The following is a 20,955-nucleotide window of genomic DNA, read 5'->3' on the forward strand; positions in this document are numbered from 1 at the left end:
GGAACCAGCCGATTTCCCGGCGCGTGGATACGATCAGTAAGCAGTACCAGGATGACTACGACGGAGGAGGTGCCCCATGGGAGTCCTGAAGAAGTTCGAGCAGCGACTCGAAGGTCTGGTCAACGGCACCTTCGCCAAGGTGTTCAAGTCCGAGGTCCAGCCCGTCGAGATCGCCGGCGCCCTCCAGCGCGAGTGCGACAACAACGCGACGATCTGGAACCGCGAGCGGACCGTCGTCCCCAATGACTTCATCGTCGAGCTCAGCGCACCGGACTTCGAGCGCCTGAGCCCGTATTCGGGACAGCTCGGCGACGAGCTCTCCGGCATGGTGCGTGACTACGCCAAGCAGCAGCGCTACAGCTTCATGGGCCCCATCAAGGTCCACCTGGAGAAGGCCGAGGATCTCGACACCGGCCTGTACCGGGTGCGCAGCCGCACGCTCGCGTCCAGCACCTCCCAGGCTCCCGACCACGCTCCCGCGGCCCCCGGCGGCCCGGCGGCGCCCGGTCGCGGCCCGGCGGGCGGCGCGGGCGGGGGCTATGGCTATCCGCAGCCCCCCTCCGGAGCTCACGGCGGCGCGGGCGCACCTCCCATGCCGGCCGCGCCCCCGCCGGGCGGCGCACGCCCCGGCGGCCAGTCCCCGGCTCCGAGCAGGCCCCAGGGCCCCGGCGCCGGACCACTTCCGGGCGCCCAGGTGCGGCGCTGGATCGAGATCAACGGCAATCGCCATCAGATCTCCCGCCCGACGCTGGTGCTGGGTCGCAGCACCGACGCCGATGTGCGGATCGACGACCCCGGCGTATCCCGCCGGCACTGTGAGATCCGGACCGGAACGCCCTCGACGATCCAGGATCTCGGGTCTACCAACGGCATCGTGGTAGACGGGCAGCACACCACCCGCGCTACGCTCCGCGACGGTTCGCGGATCGTCGTGGGCCAAACCACCATCGTTTACCGGCAAGCCGAAGGGTGAAGCGGGGGCAATGTCAGAGCTGACCCTGACGGTCATGCGGCTAGGTTTTCTGGCCGTCTTGTGGCTGTTCGTGATCGTGGCCGTCCAGGTCATCCGCAGCGACCTGTTCGGAACGCGCGTCACACAGCGCGGTTCGCGCCGCGAGCGGCCGCAGCAGGCCGCCCGGCAGCAGCAGGCCGCCGCGCCCCCGCAGCAGCGGCAGCAGGGCGGTGGCGGCCGCCAGCGCCGTGGTGCCCCCAGCAAGCTGGTCGTCTCCGAGGGCATCCTCGCCGGGACGACGGTCGCGCTGCAGGGCCAGACCATCACGCTGGGCCGTGCGCACGACTCCACGATCGTGCTGGACGACGACTACGCCTCCAGCAGGCATGCCAGGATCTACCCGGACCGTGACGGCCAGTGGATCGTCGAGGATCTCGGGTCCACCAACGGCACGTATCTCGACCGGACCCGACTCACCACCCCGACGCCCGTTCCGCTGGGCGCGCCGATCCGCATCGGCAAGACCGTCATCGAGCTGCGGAAGTAGTACGACAATGAGCGAGCGGAGCGAGCGAGCCGAAGCGGCTGTCCAGGCACTGGACGCCGGCGCGCTCCCGACCGGAGGGTGGGCACCGTGCGGATGTACCCGGAGCCGACGGGCGAGGTGCGCATGAGTCTGTCTTTGCGCTTCGCCGCCGGATCGCACAAAGGCATGATCCGGGAGGGGAACGAGGACTCCGGTTACGCCGGACCGCGTCTCCTCGCGATCGCCGACGGCATGGGGGGCCAGGCCGCGGGTGAGGTGGCGAGTTCCGAGGTGATCTCGACGCTCGTCACGCTCGATGACGACGTCCCCGGCTCGGACATCCTCACCTCGCTGGGCACGGCCGTGCAGCGTGCCAACGACCAGCTGCGGATGATGGTCGAGGAGGACCCCCAGCTCGAGGGCATGGGCACGACCCTGACCGCCCTGCTGTGGACGGGTCAGCGCCTCGGTCTCGTGCACGTCGGCGACTCGCGCGCGTACCTCCTGCGGGACGGCGTGCTCACACAGATCACCCAGGACCACACGTGGGTGCAGCGCCTCGTCGACGAGGGCCGCATCACCGAAGAGGAAGCCACCACCCACCCGCAGAGGTCCCTCCTCATGCGCGCCCTGGGCAGCGGCGACCACGTCGAGCCGGACCTCTCCATCCGCGAGGTCCGGGCCGGCGACCGCTATCTGATCTGCTCGGACGGTCTGTCCGGAGTCGTCTCGCACCAGACGATGGAGGACACCCTCGCCAGCTATCAGGGCCCGCAGGAGACCGTGCAGGAGCTGATCCAGCTCGCGCTGCGCGGCGGCGGCCCCGACAACATCACCGTGATCGTCGCCGACGTCCTGGACATCGACAGCGGCGACACCCTCGCGGGCCAGCTGTCCGACACCCCCGTGGTGGTCGGCGCGGTCGCCGAGAACCAGCTCCAGGCGCAGGACGACGGCGCCATGCAGACGCCCGCGGGCCGCGCGTCCGGGCTCGGCCGCCCGGTGCCGCCGCAGCCCTCCGGAGGCGGCTTCGGGCCCCCCGGAAGCGGTGACACCACGGGGTACGTCCCCGAGGGCGGCTTCGGTGCGTACGACGACGAGGACTTCGTGAAGCCCGGCGGCGGCCGCAAGTGGCTCAAGAGATCCCTCTACGTGGCGCTCGCGCTCGCCGTCATCGGCGGCGGTCTCTACGGCGGCTACCGCTGGACGCAGACCCAGTACTACGTGGGCACGAAGGACAAGCACATCGCCCTCTACCGCGGCATCGACCAGGACCTGGCCTGGGTCAGCCTGTCGAAGGTGGAGAAGGACCATCCCGAGATCGAACTCAAGTACCTGCCGCCGTACCAGCGCAAGCAGGTCGAGAACACCATCCCCGAGGGCAACCTCGACGATGCCCAGAGCAAGATCGACGAGCTGAGCCTGCAGGCCTCCGCGTGCAAGAAGGACGCGGAGCGCCGCGAGGTCGAGCGCAAGAACAAGGACAAGGCCGGCGAGGGCGAGGCGGGCGGTTCGAACGGAATCTCCGATGTCGAGGAGGACGCCCCGACCACCGGTCCGACCGACAAGAACAGCAAGACCGACAAGAACAAGTCCAAGACCGCACCGACTCCCACACCCGGCCCCAGCCTCTCCGACGATGAGCAGAAGCTGGTCCCGCTGTGCGGTAAGCAGTAAGCAGCCGTTGGGGGCCCTTGCACGCCATGAGCAGTACTACACACACGTCGACGATCGGCGCGATCGGTGCGCCTAGCCGGCGCAACACCGAGCTCGCGCTGCTCGCGTTCGCAGTCGTCATCCCGCTGTTCGCCTACATGAACGTGGGCCTGGCGCTCACCGGCGAGGTGCCCACGGGCATGCTCGGCTACGGCCTGGGGCTCGGTCTCCTCGCGGGCGTCGGCCATATCGTCGTACGCAAGTTCGCGCCGTACGCAGATCCGCTGCTGCTGCCGCTCGCGACGCTGCTCAACGGCCTCGGCCTGGTGATCATCTGGCGGCTCGACCAGTCGGAGAAGCTCCAGCAGCGCAAGAACTTCGTCGAGGCCGCGCCGAACCAGCTGATGTACTCGGCGATCGGCGTCGCCCTCTTCGTCGGCGTACTGCTCCTGCTCAAGGACCACCGCGTCCTGCAGCGCTACACGTACATCTCGATGGTCGGCGCGATCGTCCTGCTGCTCCTGCCGCTCGTGCCGGGCCTCGGCATGAACGTGTTCGGCGCCAAGATCTGGATCCGGGTCGGTGGATTCTCCATCCAGCCCGGTGAGTTCGCGAAGATCGTCATCGCGATCTTCTTCGCCGGATATCTGATGGTGAAGCGGGACGCGCTCGCCCTGGCGAGCCGCCGCTTCATGGGTCTGTACCTGCCGCGCGGCCGCGACCTCGGCCCGATCATCGTCGTCTGGGCGATCTCGATCCTGATCCTGGTCTTCGAGACCGACCTCGGTACGTCGCTGCTGTTCTTCGGCATGTTCGTCGTGATGCTGTACGTCGCCACGGAGCGCACCAGCTGGATCGTCTTCGGATTGCTGATGTCCGCCGTCGGCGCGGTCGGCGTGGCCTCTTTCGAGCCCCACGTGCAGCAGCGTGTGGACGCCTGGCTGAACCCGTTCGCCCCGGAGACCATCGCCCAGACCGACCAGATCGCCCAGTCGCTCATGGCCTTCGGCTCCGGCGGCGTCCTCGGCACCGGCCTCGGCCAGGGCAACTCCGACCTCATCGGCTTCGCCGCCAACTCCGACTTCATCCTCGCCACCTTCGGCGAGGAGATGGGTCTGGCCGGCGTGATGGCAATCCTGCTGATCTACGGCCTGATCGTGGAGCGCGGCGTCCGCACGGCGCTCGCCGCCCGCGACCCGTTCGGCAAGCTCCTGGCGATCGGCCTCTCCGGAGCCTTCGCCATCCAGGTCTTCGTCGTCTCCGGCGGCGTCATGGGCCTGATCCCGCTGACCGGTATGACCATGCCCTTCCTGGCGTACGGCGGTTCCTCCGTGATCGCCAACTGGGCCCTGATCGGCATCCTGATCCGCATCAGCGACACCGCCCGCAGGCCCGCCCCGTCCCCCGCACCGAACCCCGACGCTGAAATGACCCAGGTGGTCCGACCGTGAACAAGCCCCTGCGCCGGATCGCGATCTTCTGCGGGCTCCTCGTCCTCGCCCTGCTCGCCCGTGACAACTGGCTCCAGTACGTCCAGGCCGACTCCCTGGCCAAGCACGAGCGGAACCGCCGCGTCAGCATCGAGCGCTACGCCCAGCCGCGCGGCGACATCATCGTCGACGGCAAGCCCATCACCGGCTCGAAGGCCACCCCGGGCAGCGACCTGAAGTACAAGCGCACCTGGAAGGACGGGCCCATGTGGGCCCCCATCACCGGGTACTCCTCGCAGCGCATCGGCGCCAGCCAGCTGGAGAGCATCGACGACGGCATCCTCACCGGCAACGACGACCGGCTCTTCTTCCGCCGCACGCTGGACATGCTGACCGGCGAGAAGAAGGAGGGCGGCAACGTCGTCACCACCCTCAACTCCGCCGCGCAGAAGGCCGCGTACAAGGGCCTGCAGGGCCTCGGCAAGGGTGCCGTCGCCGCGATCGACCCGTCCACGGGCGCGATCCTGGCGCTGGCCTCCACCCCGTCGTACGACCCGGGAAGCTTCGCCGGCAACACCGACAAGGAAGCCCAGCACTTCCTCGACCTGGACAAGAACAAGGACAAGCCGCTGGTCAACCGCGCGCTGCGGGAGACCTACCCGCCCGGTTCCACCTTCAAGGTGGTCACGGCGGCGGCCGCCCTCGAGCACGGCCTGTACACCGACATCGACGCCAAGACGAAGTCGCCGCTTCCGTGGACGATGCCGAACACGCAGACCGAGCTGAAGAACGAGGGGCCCATCCCCTGCAAGAACGCCACGCTGCGCGAGGCACTGCGGGTGTCCTGCAACACCGTCTTCGGCAAGATCGGCTCCGATCTCGGCAAGGACAAGATGCTGGAGACGGCGAAGAAGTTCGGCTTCAACTCCGAGCAGTTCACGCCGGTCCGCTCCAACGCCTCCAACTTCCCCGAGGAGATGGACAAGCCGCAGACCGCGCTGTCCTCCATCGGCCAGTTCGAGACCGCCGCGACGCCCCTGCAGATGGCCATGGTCACCGCCGCGATCGCCAACGACGGCACGCTCATGGAGCCGTACATGGTCAGTGAGCTGCAGGCCCGCAACCTGGACACCATCGAGAAGCACTCGCCCAAGGAGATGAGCGAGCCGCTCTCGAAGGAGAACGCCCAGAAGCTCCAGGAAATGATGGAGACGGTCGTCAACGAAGGCACCGGAACCAACGCCAAGATCCCCGGCGTCACCGTCGGCGGCAAGACGGGTACGGCGCAGCACGGCGTCGCGAACAGCAAGAACCCGTACGCCTGGTTCATCTCGTACGCGAAGACGGACTCCGGATCGCCGGTCGCCGTCGCCGTGGTCGTCGAGGACAGCGCCGCCGACCGGGGTGACATCTCCGGTGGCGGACTCGCGGCGCCCATCGCCAAGAACGTGATGAAGGCAGTCATCGACAGCAAGAAGTGACCCCGGTCACGGCCCCTCCACATCGGTGCACGTTGCGGTACCGGTCCGGTATCGGGTGACGGTCGCGGCCGGGTCACGCAAGTCGAGCCGGGTACGGTATGCCCGGACAGCACACCGCCGGACCACACAACGGTGCGGTCGGGACCGACGGAGAGGGCTGGATTAGCTATGGAAGAGCCGCGTCGCCTCGGCGGCCGGTACGAGCTGGGCCAGGTGCTCGGCCGTGGTGGCATGGCCGAGGTGTACCTCGCGCACGACACCCGGCTCGGTCGCACCGTGGCGGTGAAGACGCTGCGGGTGGACCTCGCTCGTGACCCGTCCTTCCAGGCCCGGTTCCGCCGTGAGGCCCAGTCGGCCGCCTCGCTCAACCACCCGGCGATCGTCGCGGTCTACGACACCGGCGAGGACTACGTCGACGGGGTCTCCATCCCGTACATCGTGATGGAGTACGTCGACGGCTCCACGCTGCGTGAGCTGCTGCACTCCGGCCGCAAGCTGCTGCCGGAGCGGGCCATGGAGATGACCATCGGCATCCTCCAGGCCCTGGAGTACTCGCACCGCAACGGCATCGTCCACCGCGACATCAAGCCCGCGAACGTCATGCTGACGCGCAACGGCCAGGTCAAGGTCATGGACTTCGGCATCGCCCGTGCGATGGGCGAGTCCGGCATGACGATGACGCAGACCGCCGCGGTCATCGGCACGGCGCAGTACCTCTCGCCCGAGCAGGCCAAGGGCGAGCAGGTCGACGCCCGCTCCGACCTCTACTCCACGGGCTGCCTCCTCTACGAGCTGCTGACCGTCCGGCCGCCGTTCGTCGGCGACTCCCCGGTCGCGGTCGCCTACCAGCACGTACGGGAAGAGCCGCAGGCCCCGAGCGTCTTCGACAACGAGATCACGCCCGAGATGGACGCGATCGTCCTCAAGGCGCTCACGAAGGACCCGGACTACCGCTACCAGTCGGCCGACGAGATGCGCGCCGACATTGAGGCCTGCCTGGACGGCCAGCCCGTCGCGGCCACCGCCGCCATGGGCGCGGTCGGGTACGGCGGCCACCCGGATGACCAGCAGACCGCGATGCTGCGCCCGCAGAACGGCCAGGGCCAGACGTCCATGCTCCCGCCGGTCAACCCCGATGACGGGGGCTACGGCTACGACGAAGGCGGCCACGGCCGCCGTCAGAAGAAGAGCAACACGTCCACCTGGCTGCTCGTCCTCGCGGGCGTGCTGGTCCTGGTGGGGGCGATCCTCATCGGCAAGTGGGCGTTCAGCGGCGGCACCGAGGACACCAGCACCAAGGTCCCGAAGTTCGTGGGCGAGCAGCTCAAGGACGCCCAGGAGTCGGCCGAGAACATCGGCCTCAAGATCGAGGTCGGCGAGCGCAAGCCCTGCGCCAAGTACCCGAAGGGCGAGATCTGCGATCAGGACCCCGGGGCCGACACCGAGGTCAAGAAGGGCGACACCATCACGGTGACGGTGTCGACGGGCGCGCCCAAGGTCGCGGTGCCGAACGTCATCGACACGAACGTCAACGACGCCACGGAGAAGCTCTCGGGCGACAAGTACCAGTTCAAGGTCGAGACCGAGTCCCGGGAGTCCACCCAGGAGCCCGGCACCGTCCTCGACCAGGACCCGAGCCCCGGCAACGAGGTCCAGAAGGGCAGCACGGTCACCCTGACCGTCGCCAAGAAGAAGGAACAGACCAACGTTCCTGACGTGACGGGCCTCGACTACGCGGCCGCCGAGAAGCAGCTGAAGGACAACAGCTTCGTGCCGTCCCGCGAGGACGTCGCCAGCTCGGACGTCGAAGAGGGCAAGGTCATCAAGACCACGCCGACGGCAGGTACGCCCGCCGACACCGGCTCCACGGTCACCGTCCAGGTCGCCAAGAAGGCCGAAGAGGCGACCGTCCCGCCGCTGGCCGGACAGAAGCTCAAGGACGCCCGCAAGGCCATCGAGGACGCCGGTCTGACGGTCGGCACCATCCAGGGCCCGCAGGACGACGACGCCCTCGTGGTCCTGTCCCAGCCCGGCGCCGGCGAGAAGGCGGCCCCGGGCACGGCGATCAACCTGACCACCGCCGGCGGCAACGGTGGCGACAACGGAGGCGGCGGAGAAGACGGCGGCGGCGGCTTCATCGAGGGCGTCGGCGGCTGGGGCCGCCACGACTAACCACGGCGACCAGGGCTGACGCCCTCCGTCCATGAGAGAGCCCCGGTACCGCTCAGCGGTACCGGGGCTCTCTCGTTCGTACGGCTCGTTCGTACGGCTCGTTCGTACGGCTCGTTCGTACGGCTACTTCAACTCCGCCGGAGGCGTCCGCTTGTTGTCGACCTTCTCGATCCGCTCCAGCTCGCCCCACACGATGTAGCGGTACCGCGAGGTGTAGACGGGCGTGCAGGTGGTGAGCGTGATGTAGCGGCCGGGCTTCTTCACGCCCGATTCCTTCGGGACGGGGTCGAGGACCTTCACGTTGTACTTCGAGGTCTCGGGCAGCGTCTTGTACACCTTGTAGACGTACCACTTGTCCCGGGACTCGTAGACGATCGCGTCGCCCTTCTTGATCTTGTCGATCTTGTGGAACTTCGCGCCGTGCCCGTCGCGGTGCGCGGCCAGCGTGAAGTTGCCTTCCTTGTCCTGGGGAAGGGCCGACTTGACCGGGTCCTCGTAGTAGCCGGCGACGCCGTCGTTGAGGACCTTGCTGCTGGTGCCCTCCTTGACCAGCACCTCGCCGCCGCCCATCGCGGGGACGTGGAGGAAGCCGATGCCGTCCTTGGTGTCGATGCTGCCGGGGCCGCCCGCCCAGCGGTCGCGCACCCGGTCGCCCTGCCGGTGCGCCTCGCGGTCCGCTATGACGTTCGTCCACCAGAGCGAGTAGACGACGAAGAGACCGAGCACCAGGCCCGCGGTGATGAGGAGTTCGCCGAAGACGCTGACGGCGGTGGCGATGGGGCCACGCCCCCCGCGTCGCGGTGCCGGAGCGGGCGCGGGCGCCTCGTCCTGCTTCTCGTCGTGGTCGGTCGTGGCTGCCACTGGATCTGCCCCGTTCTCACCGTTCTAGTTGACGAGCGCGCTCGGCTTTCCCTTGCTGCGCGGCCGTTCCTCGACCATCTTGCCCCAGACGATCATTCGATACTTACTCGTGAATTCCGGGGTGCAAGTGGTCAGTGTGATGTACCGGCCGGGTTTGGTGAAGCCCGATCCCGGCGGTACGGGGCCGATCACACCGGTGTTGCCGGGGCTGGTCTGCGGCAGGATGCTCGCCATCTTGTAGACGAAGTACTTGTCCTGCGTCTCTACGACGATCGGGTCGCCCGGCTCCAGGCGGTTGATGTAGCGGAAGGGCTCGCCGTGGGTGTTGCGGTGCCCGGCCACCGCGAAGTTGCCCGTCTTGGCGTCCGGCATCGGGGTCTTGGTGCTGCCCTCGTTGTAGTGACCGACCATGCCGCGGTCGAGGACCTTCTGCTTGTCGATGCCCTCCGCGACCGGGACGACGACGTCGAGCCGCGGGATGTGCAGCAGCGCGAAGCCCTGCCCCGGTTCGAAGCTGCCCGGCTTGCCCTTGCCCTCGGCCCACTCGTTCTGCAGGTCGCGGGCGGCGCCGTTGGCCTGCTGATGGGCCCGGATGTTCGTCCACCACAGCTGGTACGTGACGAACAACAGCATCAGGACGCCGACGGTGATGAACAGTTCACCGATCCCCCGGCTGACCACCGCACCCGGCGACGGCCTGCGGGCGCGCTCGGCACGGCGGGCCTCGACGCGGGAGAGCGGGGCGCCCTGCGAGGGCTGCGCGGGACGTGTGCCGCCCTTCTTGGCGGCCTTGCGACGGGCCGCCCGGCCCTCCGTGGGCCGTTCGGGCTCCCGCTCGGCTATTCGACGGGTGTCCTCCGTCCGCAGCGCCACCGTCTCGTCGTCGGGTATCGGCTCGTACGCGGGTTCCGGCTCAGACGCGGGTTCCGGCTCGGCTGCGGGCCTTTCGGGGGCGTACGCGCCGTACAGCTGCTCATACGTGGGCTCGGCCGTCTCCTGTGGCTGTGCCTGTTCCCCGTACCAGTCCCGGGCGTACCCCTCGGGGTCGTACCACTCCTGTTCCCGCAGCGCCGGAGGCGTGGCCCGCCGCTGCGGCTCCGGTTCCGCGGCGGGCCCGCTGCGGAACCACGGAGAGGGGTGCTGCCCCGGCAGCGGATCGGTCAGCGGGTCGGCCAGGTGATCGACGGCCGACTCCAACGCACCGCCCTCCAACGCGGCGGCGCCCCCGGAGGCGACGCCACCACCGTCCCCGTACGCCGCATTCTCGTCGTACGGGGCTCCGGAGGAGTCGCGCTCGGGGCGCAGGGCGGTCACGCCGTGGCCCTGCCCACCACCGGGGCGAGCCCGCTCGATCGCTCCACGGCGCCGGTGTCGCCGCACTCCACCAGCCAGTTGGCGAGCATCAGGTGACCGTGCTCGGTCAGTACGGACTCCGGGTGGAACTGCACACCCTCGACGAGCAGTTCACGGTGACGCAGCCCCATGATGATGCCGTCCTCCGTGCGCGCGGTGACCTCGAGCTCGGCCGGGACGGTGGCCGGCTCGGCGGCGAGCGAGTGGTAGCGGGTCGCGGTGAAGGGCGAGGGGAGCCCGGCGAAGACGCCCTTGCCCTCGTGGCGCACGAGGGAGGTCTTGCCGTGCAGCAGCTCCGGGGCGCGGTCCACCACGCCGCCGTACGCCACCGCCATCGACTGCATGCCGAGGCAGACGCCGAAGACGGGGACGCCGGTGGTGGCGCAGTGGCGCACCATCTCGACGCAGATGCCCGCCTGTTCGGGGGTGCCGGGGCCCGGCGAGAGCAGGACGCCGTCGAAGCCGTCCTGGGCGTGCCTCAGCTCGACCTCGTCGTTGCGCACGACCTCGCACTCGGCACCCAGCTGGTACAGGTACTGGACGAGGTTGAAGACGAAGCTGTCGTAGTTGTCCACCACGAGGATGCGGCTGCGGCCCGGGCCGCCCGCGGTGCTCACTGGCCGTCCACGGTGACGTCGTTGAAGGGCAGCAGCGGCTCGGCCCACGGGAAGACGTACTGGAAGAGCACATAGACCACCGCGAAGACGAGCACCAGTGAAATCAGTGCCCTCACCCATGCGTTTCCCGGCAGATGCCGCCAGATCCAGCCGTACATGCCGTCCCTTCCGTCGCGTACGGCACCGGGCTTCCCTTGCCGTACGGCACCAGACTAACGGCGCAGTGCCTCCGGTTTCCCGGCCTCCACAGGCTGGGTGGCATCGAGATGTGCCCAGACGATCAGCCGGTGGCTGTGGCCCCACTCTGGTTCACAGGTCGTAAGGGTGAGGTAACGGCCGGGGCCGTCGTAGCCCGATTTGCGCGGGACCGGATCAATGACTCCGATGTCCCCGGGGAGCGTCCGGTAGGGCTTCTTGTCGATGCGGTACGTGAACCAGGTGGCGCCGTCCGTCAGGACGACCGCGTCGTTCGGGCGCAGCTCGGGGAAGTCCTTGAAGGGGTCGCCGTAGGTGCGGCGGTGCCCGGCCACGGAGAAGTTGCCCTTCTGCCCCAGCTGGGCGGTGGAGTCGTAGTGGCCGAGGCCCTTCTTGAGGACGTCGGTGCCGGTGCCCTGGAGCACGGGCTTGTTCCACGTGAAACCGAACCGCGGGATGTACATGACGGCGAACGCCTTGCCGTCCTTGTAGGGGGCCGGTTTCTGCGGCGGTCCGTCGTCGGCGCCGTTGTCGCCGTCGTCCGCCCCTGTGGACAGCGCGCCCTGCGCCCATCGGTCCTGCAGCTCGTCGATCTGGCTGTCCATGGCGTGGTCGGCCTTCACGCCGGTCCAGAACAGGACGTACACCACGAAGAGCACGATCAACGTGCCGACGGTGATGCACAGTTCGCTGAACGTCCTGACGAGCACACGCACCGACACAGGACGGCCCCTCCCTGGGTGCTACTCCACGGGCTTCGCGTAGTGGAGATCCACTGTGCCCGAGTAGCCGGGAAGAGTCACCGCCCCGTCGTCGTCCACTTTCCAGCCGAGGCCGTACGCATTGACGTACAGCATGTAGTTCTGGATCTCCGGGGACGCGGCGAGGGCGCTCTTGAGCTTGTCGGGGTCGCCGACGGCCGTCACCTTGTACGGCGGGGAGTAGACGCGGCCCTGGAGGATCAGGGTGTTGCCGACGCAGCGCACGGCGCTGGTGGAGATCAGGCGCTGGTCCATGACCTTGATGCCCTCGGCGCCGCCCTGCCAGAGCGCGTTGACCACGGCCTGGAGGTCCTGCTGGTGGATGACCAGGTCGTTCGGCTGGGGCTCGGGGTAGCCGGGGAGCTTCGCGGTGGCGTTGGGCGGGGCGTCCGCGAGGGTGACCGTGACCGCGTCGCCGCTGAGCTTCTTGGTGCCCGCGTTCTTCTCCAGGGCCTTGAGCCGGGCGTCGTCGGCCTTGGTGCTGCCGTTGTCGCGCTGGGCGAGCGATTCGACGTCGTCGCGCAGGGAGCCGTTGGACTCGTCGAGCTCGCCGTTCTTGTGGCTGCGTTCCTGAATGAGGTCGGAGAGTTTCAACAGGGAGGCATCGGTACGGATGTTGGTGCCTTTGGCCGTGTTGAAGCTGGTGACGAAGATCAGGCCCGCCAAGGCGAAAACAGCGCCCGTAAGTACCCGAACCGGGCGCCAGCGGGAGCGACGACCGGCACCTTTGTGGGAGTCGGCAGAATTGCTCAACGTACCCTTATCTCCTTCAGCGCCGCGGAAGCACTACGCTAACGGACGCCCGGGGGAGGCCTCGGCTCCCCGCAGCGCCCCGCCCGGCGCCAGACCACAGTTACCTGCGCGGCCACGCAGCGCATCGACAGGAGAAACCCTCGTGCCGAAGTCACGTATCCGCAAGAAGGCAGACGACTACACGCCGCCGCCCTCGAAGAAGGCGACGAACATCAAGCTGACCAACCGCAGCTGGGTGGCTCCGGTGATGCTGGCGATGTTCCTCATCGGGCTCGCCTGGATCGTCGTCTTCTACGTCACCGACGGAAAGCTGCCGATCGACCCGCTCGGCAACTGGAACATCGTGGTCGGATTCGGCTTCATCGCGGCGGGATTCGGCGTCTCCACGCAGTGGAAGTAGCCGCTTCCACGCGGTGGACGTAGCGGCTTCCACGCGGTGGACGTAGCCGCGGGACCGCGCAGCGCATCGGCGCTCCACGCACAAGCCTTGCCCTGAGTTATCCACAGCGCTATCCACATGGGGAAAAGGTCTGAAGATCTGTGGATAACTCTCCGGAGGTTGACGCCGGTGTGACTGGCCCACCGGATCTCTGTTCGCCGCCCGCCCCTTGTCCTTCCTGGGGAAACCCAGGTCAGCGACAAGGGGCACGGTTGTTCCCCACAGCATGCACAAGATCCGGCACACGCTGTGGACAACGCGAGTACGTCAGGTGAGCTGGCCGGTCCTGACGAGGACCATGACCACGGACACCAGGACGATCAGCGCGACGCTGCCGTACTGGATGAGGTTCCGCCGCTCGCGGGGCGCGTGCACCATCGCGTAACCGACGACGACACCGCCCACGAGGCCGCCGATGTGCGCCTGCCAGGCGATGCTGAGTCCCGGCGCGAAGGTGATCGCGAGGTTGATCACCACGAGGGCGATGACCGGGCGCATGTCGTAGTTCAGCCGCCGCATCAGGACCGCGGTCGCGCCGAACAGACCGAAGATCGCGCCGGACGCCCCGAGCGAGGGCTGGTTCGGCTCGGCGATGAGATAGGTCAGCGCGCTGCCCGCGAGGCCCGACGCCCCGTACAGCGCGAGATAGCGGGCCCGGCCGAGCGCCGCTTCGAGCGGGCCGCCGATCCACCACAGGCTGAGCATGTTGAAGGCGATGTGCATATAGCTGCTGTGCAGGAACATCGCCGTCACCAGGCGGTACCACTGCCCCTCGGCGACGCCCTCGACCGAGCCGAGCTCGGGGACGTAGGCACGCCCGATCATGTCGAACCGGTCGGTGAAGCTGTCCCCGACCGACAGCTGCACCAGGAAGAGCGCGAGGTTGATCCCGACCAGGATCTTGGTGAACAGGCGCGGGTCGGCCGTGACCGTGCCGCCCGCGACCGTGCGCGGCTGATTGGCCGTCGGCGCGTGTCCGGTGCCCGAACCGTCCCTGACGCACTCCGGACACTGGAAGCCGACCGAGGCGCTGATCATGCACTCGGGGCAGATGGGGCGCTCGCAGCGCGTGCAGGTGATGCCGGTCTCACGGTCCGAATGCCGGTAGCACCGGGGCAGGGCCGACGCCCCTTGCGGCTCCTGCGGGCTGCCTGGCGCCTGGTCCATGGGGTCCCCTCAATCTCCGTACAAAGGCACTGCGGCGGCACGCGTGGCAACGCGCCGCCCCGCCCTTCCTTACGGACGGGCGGGGCGGTTTGGTTCCCTCGCGCTGACGCGCTGACGCGCGTCGGAACGCGTGGATCAGGCGTCGCGGGTCTCGATGACCACGGACTCGATGACCACGTCGTTGACCGGACGGTCGGTGCGCGGGTTGGTCTGGGTGGTCGCGATGGCGTCCACGATCTTCTTGCTGGCGTCGTTGGTGACCTCGCCGAAGATGGTGTGCTTGCGCGTCAGCCACGCGGTCGGCGACACAGTCACGAAGAACTGCGAGCCGTTCGTGCCCGGGCCGGCGTTGGCCATGGCCAGGAGGTAGGGCTTGTCGAAGGCGAGGTCCGGGTGGAACTCGTCCTCGAACTCGTAGCCCGGGCCACCGGTGCCGTTGCCCAGCGGGTCGCCGCCCTGGATCATGAAGCCGCTGATCACGCGGTGGAAGACCGTTCCGTCGTACAGGCGGTCCGAGGTCTTCTTGCCGGTCGCGGGGTGGACCCACTCGCGCTCGCCCTGAGCGAGCTCAACAAAGTTCTTGACCGTCTTGGGAGCGTGATTCGGCAGAAGCCGGACCTCGATGTCGCCCTGGTTGGTCTTCAGGGTGGCGTAAAGCTGCTCAGCCACGATCTGCCTTCCGTTGTCTTCTGTGACCCCCCGATCCTCGCACGGACCCGATTGGGACGAGTAGCCGCCGACTGGGCGCGCACCGAAGCGATCCGTGGCATTGTCGGCGAAGAGCTCTTCTTGCACCGAATCGATCGAACAGTTCCCTGTGACCCGGATGCCCGCCCTCGCATGCCTCGGAGCGATCCGGAAGGCATGATCCCTGAAAGGGTGGAAAGGTGACATACCTATACGCCACCGAGGAGGAGGATCCCGTGACCCGCATCGACAGCGTGCGCGCCGCGACCGGCTCGGCCAAGGACAGCGTGCGGCACGCCGCGGACGCGGTGGCGCCCTACGCCGACACGGCCAAGGACCGGGCCGCCCACTATGCCCACGAAGCGCGCGTACGGCTCGCGCCCAAGGTGTCGCATGCCGCCCAGCAGGCCGCTGAGCAGGCCCGTGCGCAGTACGGCGCCCACGTCGCCCCCCGCGTCGAGCAGGCCCGCACGCATGTGCCGCCGAAGGTCGATCACGCCGCGCACGAGGCCGCCGTCCGCACCCGCAAGGCCGCCCGGCAGGCCGCCGACTACTCCAAGCCCCGCATCGAGCACGCCGTGGCCGCGGCGCAGCCCGTCCGCGAAGAGGCCGCGTCCCGTGGCGTGGCCGCCCTCGCCGCACTGCGCGGCCAGGTCTCGCCGAAGGAGATCCAGCGCCTGGCCCGCAAGCACGAGCGCCGGGCCAGGGCGGGGCGCCTCACCAAGAGGCTCGCCGTACTGGGCATCCTCGCGGGTGGCGCCATCGCCGCCTGGAAGTGGTGGGACAAGCAGGCCAACCCCGACTGGCTGGTCGAGCCGCCCGCTGCCACGGAGGTCCGGGAGGGCACGCCGCTGACGTCCGTCGACGGCAGCGCGCAGGCCGCCCTCGACCCCGAGGTCCAGGCCAAGCAGGCCGAGGCCGAGGCGGCCGAGCGCGACAAGTAGCAAGACACACGAGACAAGCAGGGCAAGCAAGCAGGCAAGACATCGAAGGGCGGGAGACCGGATGGTCTCCCGCCCTTCGATGTTTCACGTGAAACATCGACCCGCCCGGCGGGTTTCACGGGACCGGCCCGGCCGCTCCGCGCGATGTTCACCAGCCGATTCCGGCCGCCACCGGCAAGTGATCACTGCCGGTGGCGGGCAGCACCCATGAACTCTTCGGCTCCACGCCGCGGACCAGGATCTGGTCGATCCGCGCCACCGGGAACTTCGCCGGCCAGGTGAAGCCGAAGCCGTTCCCTGCCTCGTCCTGGGCCGAGTTCAGCTCCGAGGTGAGGTCGGCGAACACGCGGTCGCGCAGGGTGCCGTTCAGGTCGCCGAGCAGCACCATCCGTTCGTTCGGCTCGGCGGCGACGGCCTTGGCCAGCGCCCGCGCACCGCGGTCCCTGCTGCCCGTCCAGAAGCCGTCCCTGGGAAACACCCGCACGGACCCCAGGTGCGCCACGTACACCGCGAGCGGCCCCTGGTCCGTCGCCACCGTGGTGCGCAGCGCCCGGCTGTCGGCCATCCTGCTGTCGACCGGCTTGGTGTCCGCGAGCGGCCCGACGTCCTGCGCGATGTCGACCGGCCGGGTGCCCGAAAGCGGCAGCCTGCTCCACAGCCCGACCGTGCCCAGCACCGTGTGGTGGGGGTACGCCTTCGCCAGCTCCTTCTCGTACAGCGGCTTCACCTGCGGGGTGATCTCCTCCAGGGCCAGCACGTCCGTGCCGGAGGCGGCCAGGTCGCGGGCGGTGCCTGCCGGGTCGGGGTTGTCGGCGCCGACGTTGTGGGTGGCCACGGTGAGGTCGCTGTCCGGGTGGGACTTGTCGACGAGCAGCCCACCGAAGAGGCTGAGCCACGCCACGACCGGCAGCACCAGCGCGACCACCGCGGAGGCGGAGCGGCGCCACAGCGCCCCGGCCAGCAGCACCGGGACGAACAGACCGAACCACGGCAGGAAGGTCTCCACCAGGCTGCCGAGACCCCCGCGGTCAGTGATCCATGCGTGCAGCAGCATGAGCAGACCGAGCAACAGGGCCAGCGCCGCGAGCACAGGGCCGCGCTTCCACGGCTCCGTGCCCGCCCATGTGCCCCTACGAAAAGTGCTGGTCACCGGCGCATCCTCGGGTCCTCGGTCGGGTCGGCATACCTGCGCGGACAGCCGTGCTCCGCCGCTTCGGCGCGCAGCTCGTAATGCCAGGGTTCGTTCTTGTAGATCTGGCACAGCCCGTACTCGGCGCCGTGCCGGGACAGCCACTCCGTCGCGGGGGAGCGCCCGATGTCGACCGCGTCCCCCGACACATGGGGTGACGTCTGTGCGGTGGCCACCCATCGGGCGGCCTCGTACTCGGAGCCGTACTCGGCGATCGCCTTGCGAAGGAGCTGGTTCTGGTACTCCGGGGAACGCCAGCCGCTGTTGACGTAGAACGCGATGTCGTCGTCCGCGGCGTCCGTCGCCGCCTGGCGGAGGGCCTTGAGCAGGCCCGCGTCGAGCTTGGTCACGGCCGGAGTTCCGTCGTCGAAGACCGTCACGTCGTCGGGGACCACGCCGTCGGCCTCGCCGGGATCCTCGGCCTCACCGTTCGGGGGTGAGGCCCCGGAGGAGGACGGGGGCAGCGTGGCCGAGGAGTTCGGGGACCGCGACAGCTGGTGGCCGATGACCGCGATGAGCACTGCCGCGACGGCTATCAGCCCGATGACAAGGAGCCGACTCATCCGGCGGTTGCTTGTCGGTGCCGATGGTGGGATTCGATTCATCCCGCCAGTCAAGGCAGCGCCGTGTTGCCGGTACGTATGCGGATTTCGATACACCGGCGATATGCGCCGACTCGTAGCCTCAATCCATGCGTGTGCTGATTGTCGAGGACGAACCGTATTTGGCAGAGGCCATCCGCGACGGCCTGCGCTTGGCCGCGATCGCGGCCGACATCGCAGGTGACGGCGCCACCGCGCTGGAACTTCTGAGCATCAACAGCTACGACATCGCCGTCCTGGACCGCGATATCCCCGGACCGTCCGGCGACGAGATCGCCCAACGCATCGTCGCCTCCGGCAGCGGCACACCGATCCTCATGCTCACCGCGGCCGACCGCATCGACGACAAGACGTCCGGCTTCGAACTCGGCGCCGACGACTACCTCACGAAACCCTTCGAACTCCAAGAACTCGCGCTCCGGCTCAGAGCGCTCGACCGCAGACGTGCCCACCACCGGCCTCCCGTGCGGGAGATCGCGGGTCTGCGCCTCGACCCGTTCCGCAGAGAGGTCTACCGGGACGGCCGCTATGTCGCACTGACCAGGAAGCAGTTCGCCGTACTGGAGGTCCTGGTCGCCGCCGAAGGCGGTGTCGTCAGCGCCGAGGAACTCCTGCACCGCGCATGGGACGAGAACGCCGATCCATTCACCAACGCCGTCCGCATCACCGTCTCGGCACTGCGCAAACGGCTCGGCGAACCCTGGATCATCGCCACCACACCGGGCGTCGGCTACCGCATCGACACGGCCCCCGGCACCGGACACGAGGAAGGCGAGACATGACCGAGGCGGGCGTGGACCGGGCCCCCGGGCTGAGCGTGCGCGTCAAGCTCACCCTCAGCTACACCGGCTTCCTCATGCTGGCCGGTGCCCTGATGCTCATCGCCGGCTGGTTCTTCCTGACGCGGGTGAACCACGTCGGGCTCGTCTTCCGGCCCGAGTACCAACTCTCCGTCGCGCGCGACTTCGCTCCCATCGCCGTCCTCACGATGTCGTTCCTGCTGGTGTTCGGCCTCGGGGGAGGCTGGTTCCTCGCCGGCCGCATGCTCGCCCCGCTGACCCGCATCACCCATGCCACCCGCCTGGCCTCGAACGGTTCGCTCTCCCACCGGATCCGGCTCCCGGGCCGCAGGGACGAGTTCCGCGAGCTCGCCGACTCCTTCGACACGATGCTCGTACGACTCGAAGCACACGTCGCCGAACAGCGCAGGTTCGCCGCCAACGCCTCGCACGAACTGCGCACCCCGCTGGCGATCTCGAAGGCGCTGCTCGACGTGGCCCGCAGCGATCCGCACCACGACACCGGCGCACTCCTCGCCCGCCTCCACGACGTCAACACCCGGGCGATCGACCTCACCGAGGCGCTGCTCCTGCTCAGCCGCGCCGAACAGCGGTCCTTCAGCCGGGAACGCGTCGACCTGTCCCTCATGGCGGAAGAAGCCACCGAAACACTTCTCCCCCTCGCCGAACAGCACGGCGTCACCCTCAAGACCGGCGGCGACATCGCCCCCGCGCTCGGCTCCCAGGCGCTCCTGCTGCAGCTGACCACGAACCTCGTGCACAACGCGATCATCCACAACCTGCCCGGACAGGGCACGGTGTGGGTCACCACCACCGCCCGCCCCCGGACCGTGCTGCTCACCGTCGAGAACACCGGCGACAAGCTCACCCCCCAGCTGGTGGCGACCCTCACCGAACCGTTCCGGCGCGGCACCGAACGCGTCCACACCGACCACGCGGGCGTCGGCCTCGGCCTGGCCATCGTCAAGACCATCACCCACGCCCACGACGGCACCCTGACCCTCACCCCACGCCCGGCCGGCGGGCTCCACATCGCCGTGGAACTCCCCGCGGGTCCCCCGCCCGCCGGCAGCTGAGCGCCTCCTCCCTCTCCGGCACATGAAAAATGCCCTCCGAAACCGCGTTTCCGCAGTTCAGAGGGCATTTCAAGGGTGGAGCCTAGGGGAGTCGAACCCGAAATCGTTACCTCTCTGACCTGCGAAAACACGAGAGAATCGGGATAAACACCCCTGTTTCCATCCCCTTGAATCCTGCTCGATCCCCCTCGACCCCGGCCCCGTGCTGACGCGTCAGCACGGCCAGCATGTCACTTGCGCGAGCAACGCTTGGCGACAGGAAGACCATTTCAACAGGCAGGTATGCCCATGCTCGCTCTCAGTTTGCGCAAACATCGGTACGGCCCCTCCCCGAGAGGGTGGAGACGGGGCCCATGCTCATGACGGTAGCCCGCAGTGACACCCCAGCAGGGTGACTATAATCCAAGCCCGACGGACAGGCTGGGCACCCGGCTACCTACCGGCGCATCCGCAGCTGTGGTCTCATTCCTGGCATCCGTGCCGCCACTGACTCGACTCATCCGCTGGGGCAGTAGCGCGAGCAGGTGCCGATGATCAACCTCAATCCGGCCTCGACATCCAGTTCCCGGCCATCTCACCCAGCAGTACGCAGTGTCGCTCATCCGGCCACGGCAACAAACGCGGTGGTGAGGACGGCGGCCAAGGTGAGGGTGGCGGCGAAGGCCGCGGCAGCGCGCATCACCGCAGCCGGGTAGGTGGATTGATCGCGGCGGGCAAGGTATCCAGCACCCGCAGCAACCAGTGTGGCGATCACTACGATCAGGGCTGTGGCGAGCACGATCATTGCGGTGCGGTCAGACACGACGTTCTTCTCCTTCGACGCCAAGCACTGAGGACGTGGTGCCGAATCTGCCGAAACGGCTGTTCGCCGTGGTGCGCGCGGACCAATATGAACACCGGCGAACAGCGGAGCAGGATGAGGAGTGGCGTGGTCGCAGACGGCTTGCAGGATCCGGTAGACGCTCTGGGGGAGCTGCGGGCTCGCCTTGAAGCCGGGCGTGTATCTGCCGGATTGAACAAGACCGAGGTCACTCGCCGTGCCCGTCTGGGGCGAACGGCGGTCAGTCTGGCGCTTAACCCAGGTCACGGCGTGCCTTCAGCTGATGTTGTGGGGGCACTGGCGGTCGCTCTGAAACTTGATGTTGACGCCCTGCTGGAACTGCGCGCCGTGGCTGCCGGTGATCCGCACGAGACGTCGGTGGCAGAGCACACCAGGAACACCGCACTCGGCGTTCCTGTTGTCGGCGTACAAGCTCATGCACATAGGCGGGTACGGGCTCACGTACACACTCGA

Annotated in this window: 21 protein-coding genes; 10 read left to right on the forward strand and 11 right to left on the reverse strand. The window is 68.5% G+C overall.

All coding sequences use genetic code 11. The annotated features are described in order from the left end of the window. The first annotated feature begins 76 nt into the window (after positions 1-76). The 6 genes from ACFWZ2_RS31650 to pknB all read left to right on the forward strand — a co-directional run bounded on the left by ACFWZ2_RS31650 (position 77) and on the right by pknB (position 8,217). A complete protein-coding gene (locus tag ACFWZ2_RS31650) occupies positions 77-973 on the forward strand; it encodes an FhaA domain-containing protein (RefSeq protein WP_384551483.1) in 897 nt (298 codons plus the stop codon). Positions 974-983: 10 nt separating this feature from the next. Then, positions 984-1,499, forward strand: coding sequence for an FHA domain-containing protein (locus ACFWZ2_RS31655; protein WP_098243670.1), 516 nt, complete (start codon positions 984-986; stop codon positions 1,497-1,499). A gap of 123 nt (positions 1,500-1,622) precedes the next feature. Next, positions 1,623-3,155 carry a Stp1/IreP family PP2C-type Ser/Thr phosphatase gene (locus ACFWZ2_RS31660; protein ID WP_384551485.1) on the forward strand — a complete coding sequence of 511 codons (1,533 nt, stop codon included), beginning with the start codon at positions 1,623-1,625 and terminating at the stop codon, positions 3,153-3,155. 26 nt (positions 3,156-3,181) lie between these two features. Beyond that, on the forward strand, positions 3,182-4,585 hold the full coding sequence (locus ACFWZ2_RS31665) for an FtsW/RodA/SpoVE family cell cycle protein (protein ID WP_384551486.1): 1,404 nt from the start codon (positions 3,182-3,184) through the stop codon (positions 4,583-4,585). Further along, positions 4,582-6,045, forward strand: coding sequence for a peptidoglycan D,D-transpeptidase FtsI family protein (locus ACFWZ2_RS31670; protein ID WP_384551488.1), 1,464 nt, complete (start codon positions 4,582-4,584; stop codon positions 6,043-6,045). Before ACFWZ2_RS31665 ends, ACFWZ2_RS31670 begins: the two co-directional genes overlap by 4 nt. Before the next feature lie 168 nt (positions 6,046-6,213). Continuing rightward, positions 6,214-8,217, forward strand: a complete 2,004-nt coding sequence (pknB, locus tag ACFWZ2_RS31675) for a Stk1 family PASTA domain-containing Ser/Thr kinase (protein WP_384551490.1) — start codon at positions 6,214-6,216, stop codon at positions 8,215-8,217. Positions 8,218-8,340: 123 nt separating this feature from the next. Here the strand turns inward: pknB and ACFWZ2_RS31680 are convergent, their stop codons facing one another. The 5 genes from ACFWZ2_RS31680 to ACFWZ2_RS31700 all read right to left on the reverse strand — a co-directional run bounded on the left by ACFWZ2_RS31680 (position 8,341) and on the right by ACFWZ2_RS31700 (position 12,757). Further along, positions 8,341-9,078 (reverse strand): class E sortase, encoded by a 738-nt coding sequence (locus tag ACFWZ2_RS31680; protein WP_384551492.1) that lies wholly within the window; start codon positions 9,076-9,078, stop codon positions 8,341-8,343. Positions 9,079-9,102: 24 nt separating this feature from the next. Continuing rightward, entirely contained in the window at positions 9,103-10,392 is a 1,290-nt protein-coding gene (locus ACFWZ2_RS31685) for a class E sortase (protein ID WP_384551494.1), read from the reverse strand. After that, positions 10,389-11,048, reverse strand: coding sequence for an aminodeoxychorismate/anthranilate synthase component II (locus ACFWZ2_RS31690; RefSeq protein ID WP_384551496.1), 660 nt, complete (start codon positions 11,046-11,048; stop codon positions 10,389-10,391). Before ACFWZ2_RS31690 ends, ACFWZ2_RS31685 begins: the two co-directional genes overlap by 4 nt. 212 nt (positions 11,049-11,260) lie before the next feature. Then, positions 11,261-11,959: a class E sortase gene (locus ACFWZ2_RS31695; protein WP_384551515.1), complete on the reverse strand. Its 699-nt coding sequence runs from the start codon at positions 11,957-11,959 to the stop codon at positions 11,261-11,263. Between the two features lie 27 nt (positions 11,960-11,986). Then, positions 11,987-12,757: a DUF881 domain-containing protein gene (locus tag ACFWZ2_RS31700; protein ID WP_384551498.1), complete on the reverse strand. Its 771-nt coding sequence runs from the start codon at positions 12,755-12,757 to the stop codon at positions 11,987-11,989. Positions 12,758-12,899: 142 nt separating this feature from the next. Here ACFWZ2_RS31700 and crgA point away from each other — a divergent pair, with 142 nt between their 5' ends. Next, positions 12,900-13,157 carry a cell division protein CrgA gene (gene crgA, locus ACFWZ2_RS31705; RefSeq protein WP_098243661.1) on the forward strand — a complete coding sequence of 86 codons (258 nt, stop codon included), beginning with the start codon at positions 12,900-12,902 and terminating at the stop codon, positions 13,155-13,157. Between the two features lie 306 nt (positions 13,158-13,463). Here crgA and ACFWZ2_RS31710 read toward each other — a convergent pair whose 3' ends face one another. Both ACFWZ2_RS31710 and ACFWZ2_RS31715 read right to left on the reverse strand, forming a co-directional pair. Further along, positions 13,464-14,363: a rhomboid family intramembrane serine protease gene (locus ACFWZ2_RS31710; RefSeq protein ID WP_384551500.1), complete on the reverse strand. Its 900-nt coding sequence runs from the start codon at positions 14,361-14,363 to the stop codon at positions 13,464-13,466. A gap of 135 nt (positions 14,364-14,498) precedes the next feature. Further along, complete coding sequence (locus ACFWZ2_RS31715; protein ID WP_384551501.1) at positions 14,499-15,032, reverse strand: peptidylprolyl isomerase; 534 nt, start codon at positions 15,030-15,032, stop codon at positions 14,499-14,501. 254 nt (positions 15,033-15,286) lie between these two features. Here ACFWZ2_RS31715 and ACFWZ2_RS31720 point away from each other — a divergent pair, with 254 nt between their 5' ends. Then, positions 15,287-15,994: a DUF5324 family protein gene (locus ACFWZ2_RS31720; protein ID WP_384551517.1), complete on the forward strand. Its 708-nt coding sequence runs from the start codon at positions 15,287-15,289 to the stop codon at positions 15,992-15,994. 148 nt (positions 15,995-16,142) lie between these two features. Here the strand turns inward: ACFWZ2_RS31720 and ACFWZ2_RS31725 are convergent, their stop codons facing one another. Both ACFWZ2_RS31725 and ACFWZ2_RS31730 read right to left on the reverse strand, forming a co-directional pair. Beyond that, the gene (locus ACFWZ2_RS31725) at positions 16,143-17,144 is read right to left on the reverse strand and encodes an endonuclease/exonuclease/phosphatase family protein (RefSeq protein WP_384551503.1); all 1,002 of its coding nucleotides are present in this window, start codon (positions 17,142-17,144) and stop codon (positions 16,143-16,145) included. Beyond that, positions 17,141-17,746: a M15 family metallopeptidase gene (locus ACFWZ2_RS31730; RefSeq protein ID WP_384551505.1), complete on the reverse strand. Its 606-nt coding sequence runs from the start codon at positions 17,744-17,746 to the stop codon at positions 17,141-17,143. Before ACFWZ2_RS31730 ends, ACFWZ2_RS31725 begins: the two co-directional genes overlap by 4 nt. Before the next feature lie 128 nt (positions 17,747-17,874). Between ACFWZ2_RS31730 and ACFWZ2_RS31735 the strand changes: the two genes are divergently transcribed. After that, positions 17,875-18,567 carry a response regulator transcription factor gene (locus ACFWZ2_RS31735; protein ID WP_384551507.1) on the forward strand — a complete coding sequence of 231 codons (693 nt, stop codon included), beginning with the start codon at positions 17,875-17,877 and terminating at the stop codon, positions 18,565-18,567. Continuing rightward, the gene (locus ACFWZ2_RS31740) at positions 18,564-19,661 is read left to right on the forward strand and encodes a sensor histidine kinase (RefSeq protein WP_384551509.1); all 1,098 of its coding nucleotides are present in this window, start codon (positions 18,564-18,566) and stop codon (positions 19,659-19,661) included. Before ACFWZ2_RS31735 ends, ACFWZ2_RS31740 begins: the two co-directional genes overlap by 4 nt. Before the next feature lie 598 nt (positions 19,662-20,259). Here ACFWZ2_RS31740 and ACFWZ2_RS31745 read toward each other — a convergent pair. Then, a complete protein-coding gene (locus ACFWZ2_RS31745) occupies positions 20,260-20,463 on the reverse strand; it encodes a hypothetical protein (RefSeq protein ID WP_384551510.1) in 204 nt (67 codons plus the stop codon). A 294-nt stretch (positions 20,464-20,757) separates the two neighbouring features. Beyond that, on the reverse strand, positions 20,758-20,955 hold a 198-nt coding region (locus ACFWZ2_RS31750), incomplete at its 5' end, for a hypothetical protein (RefSeq protein ID WP_384551512.1).

It is taken from the genome of Streptomyces sp. NPDC059002, from assembly GCF_042740435.1.
In the GTDB taxonomy this organism is placed as follows: Bacteria; Actinomycetota; Actinomycetes; order Streptomycetales; family Streptomycetaceae; genus Streptomyces.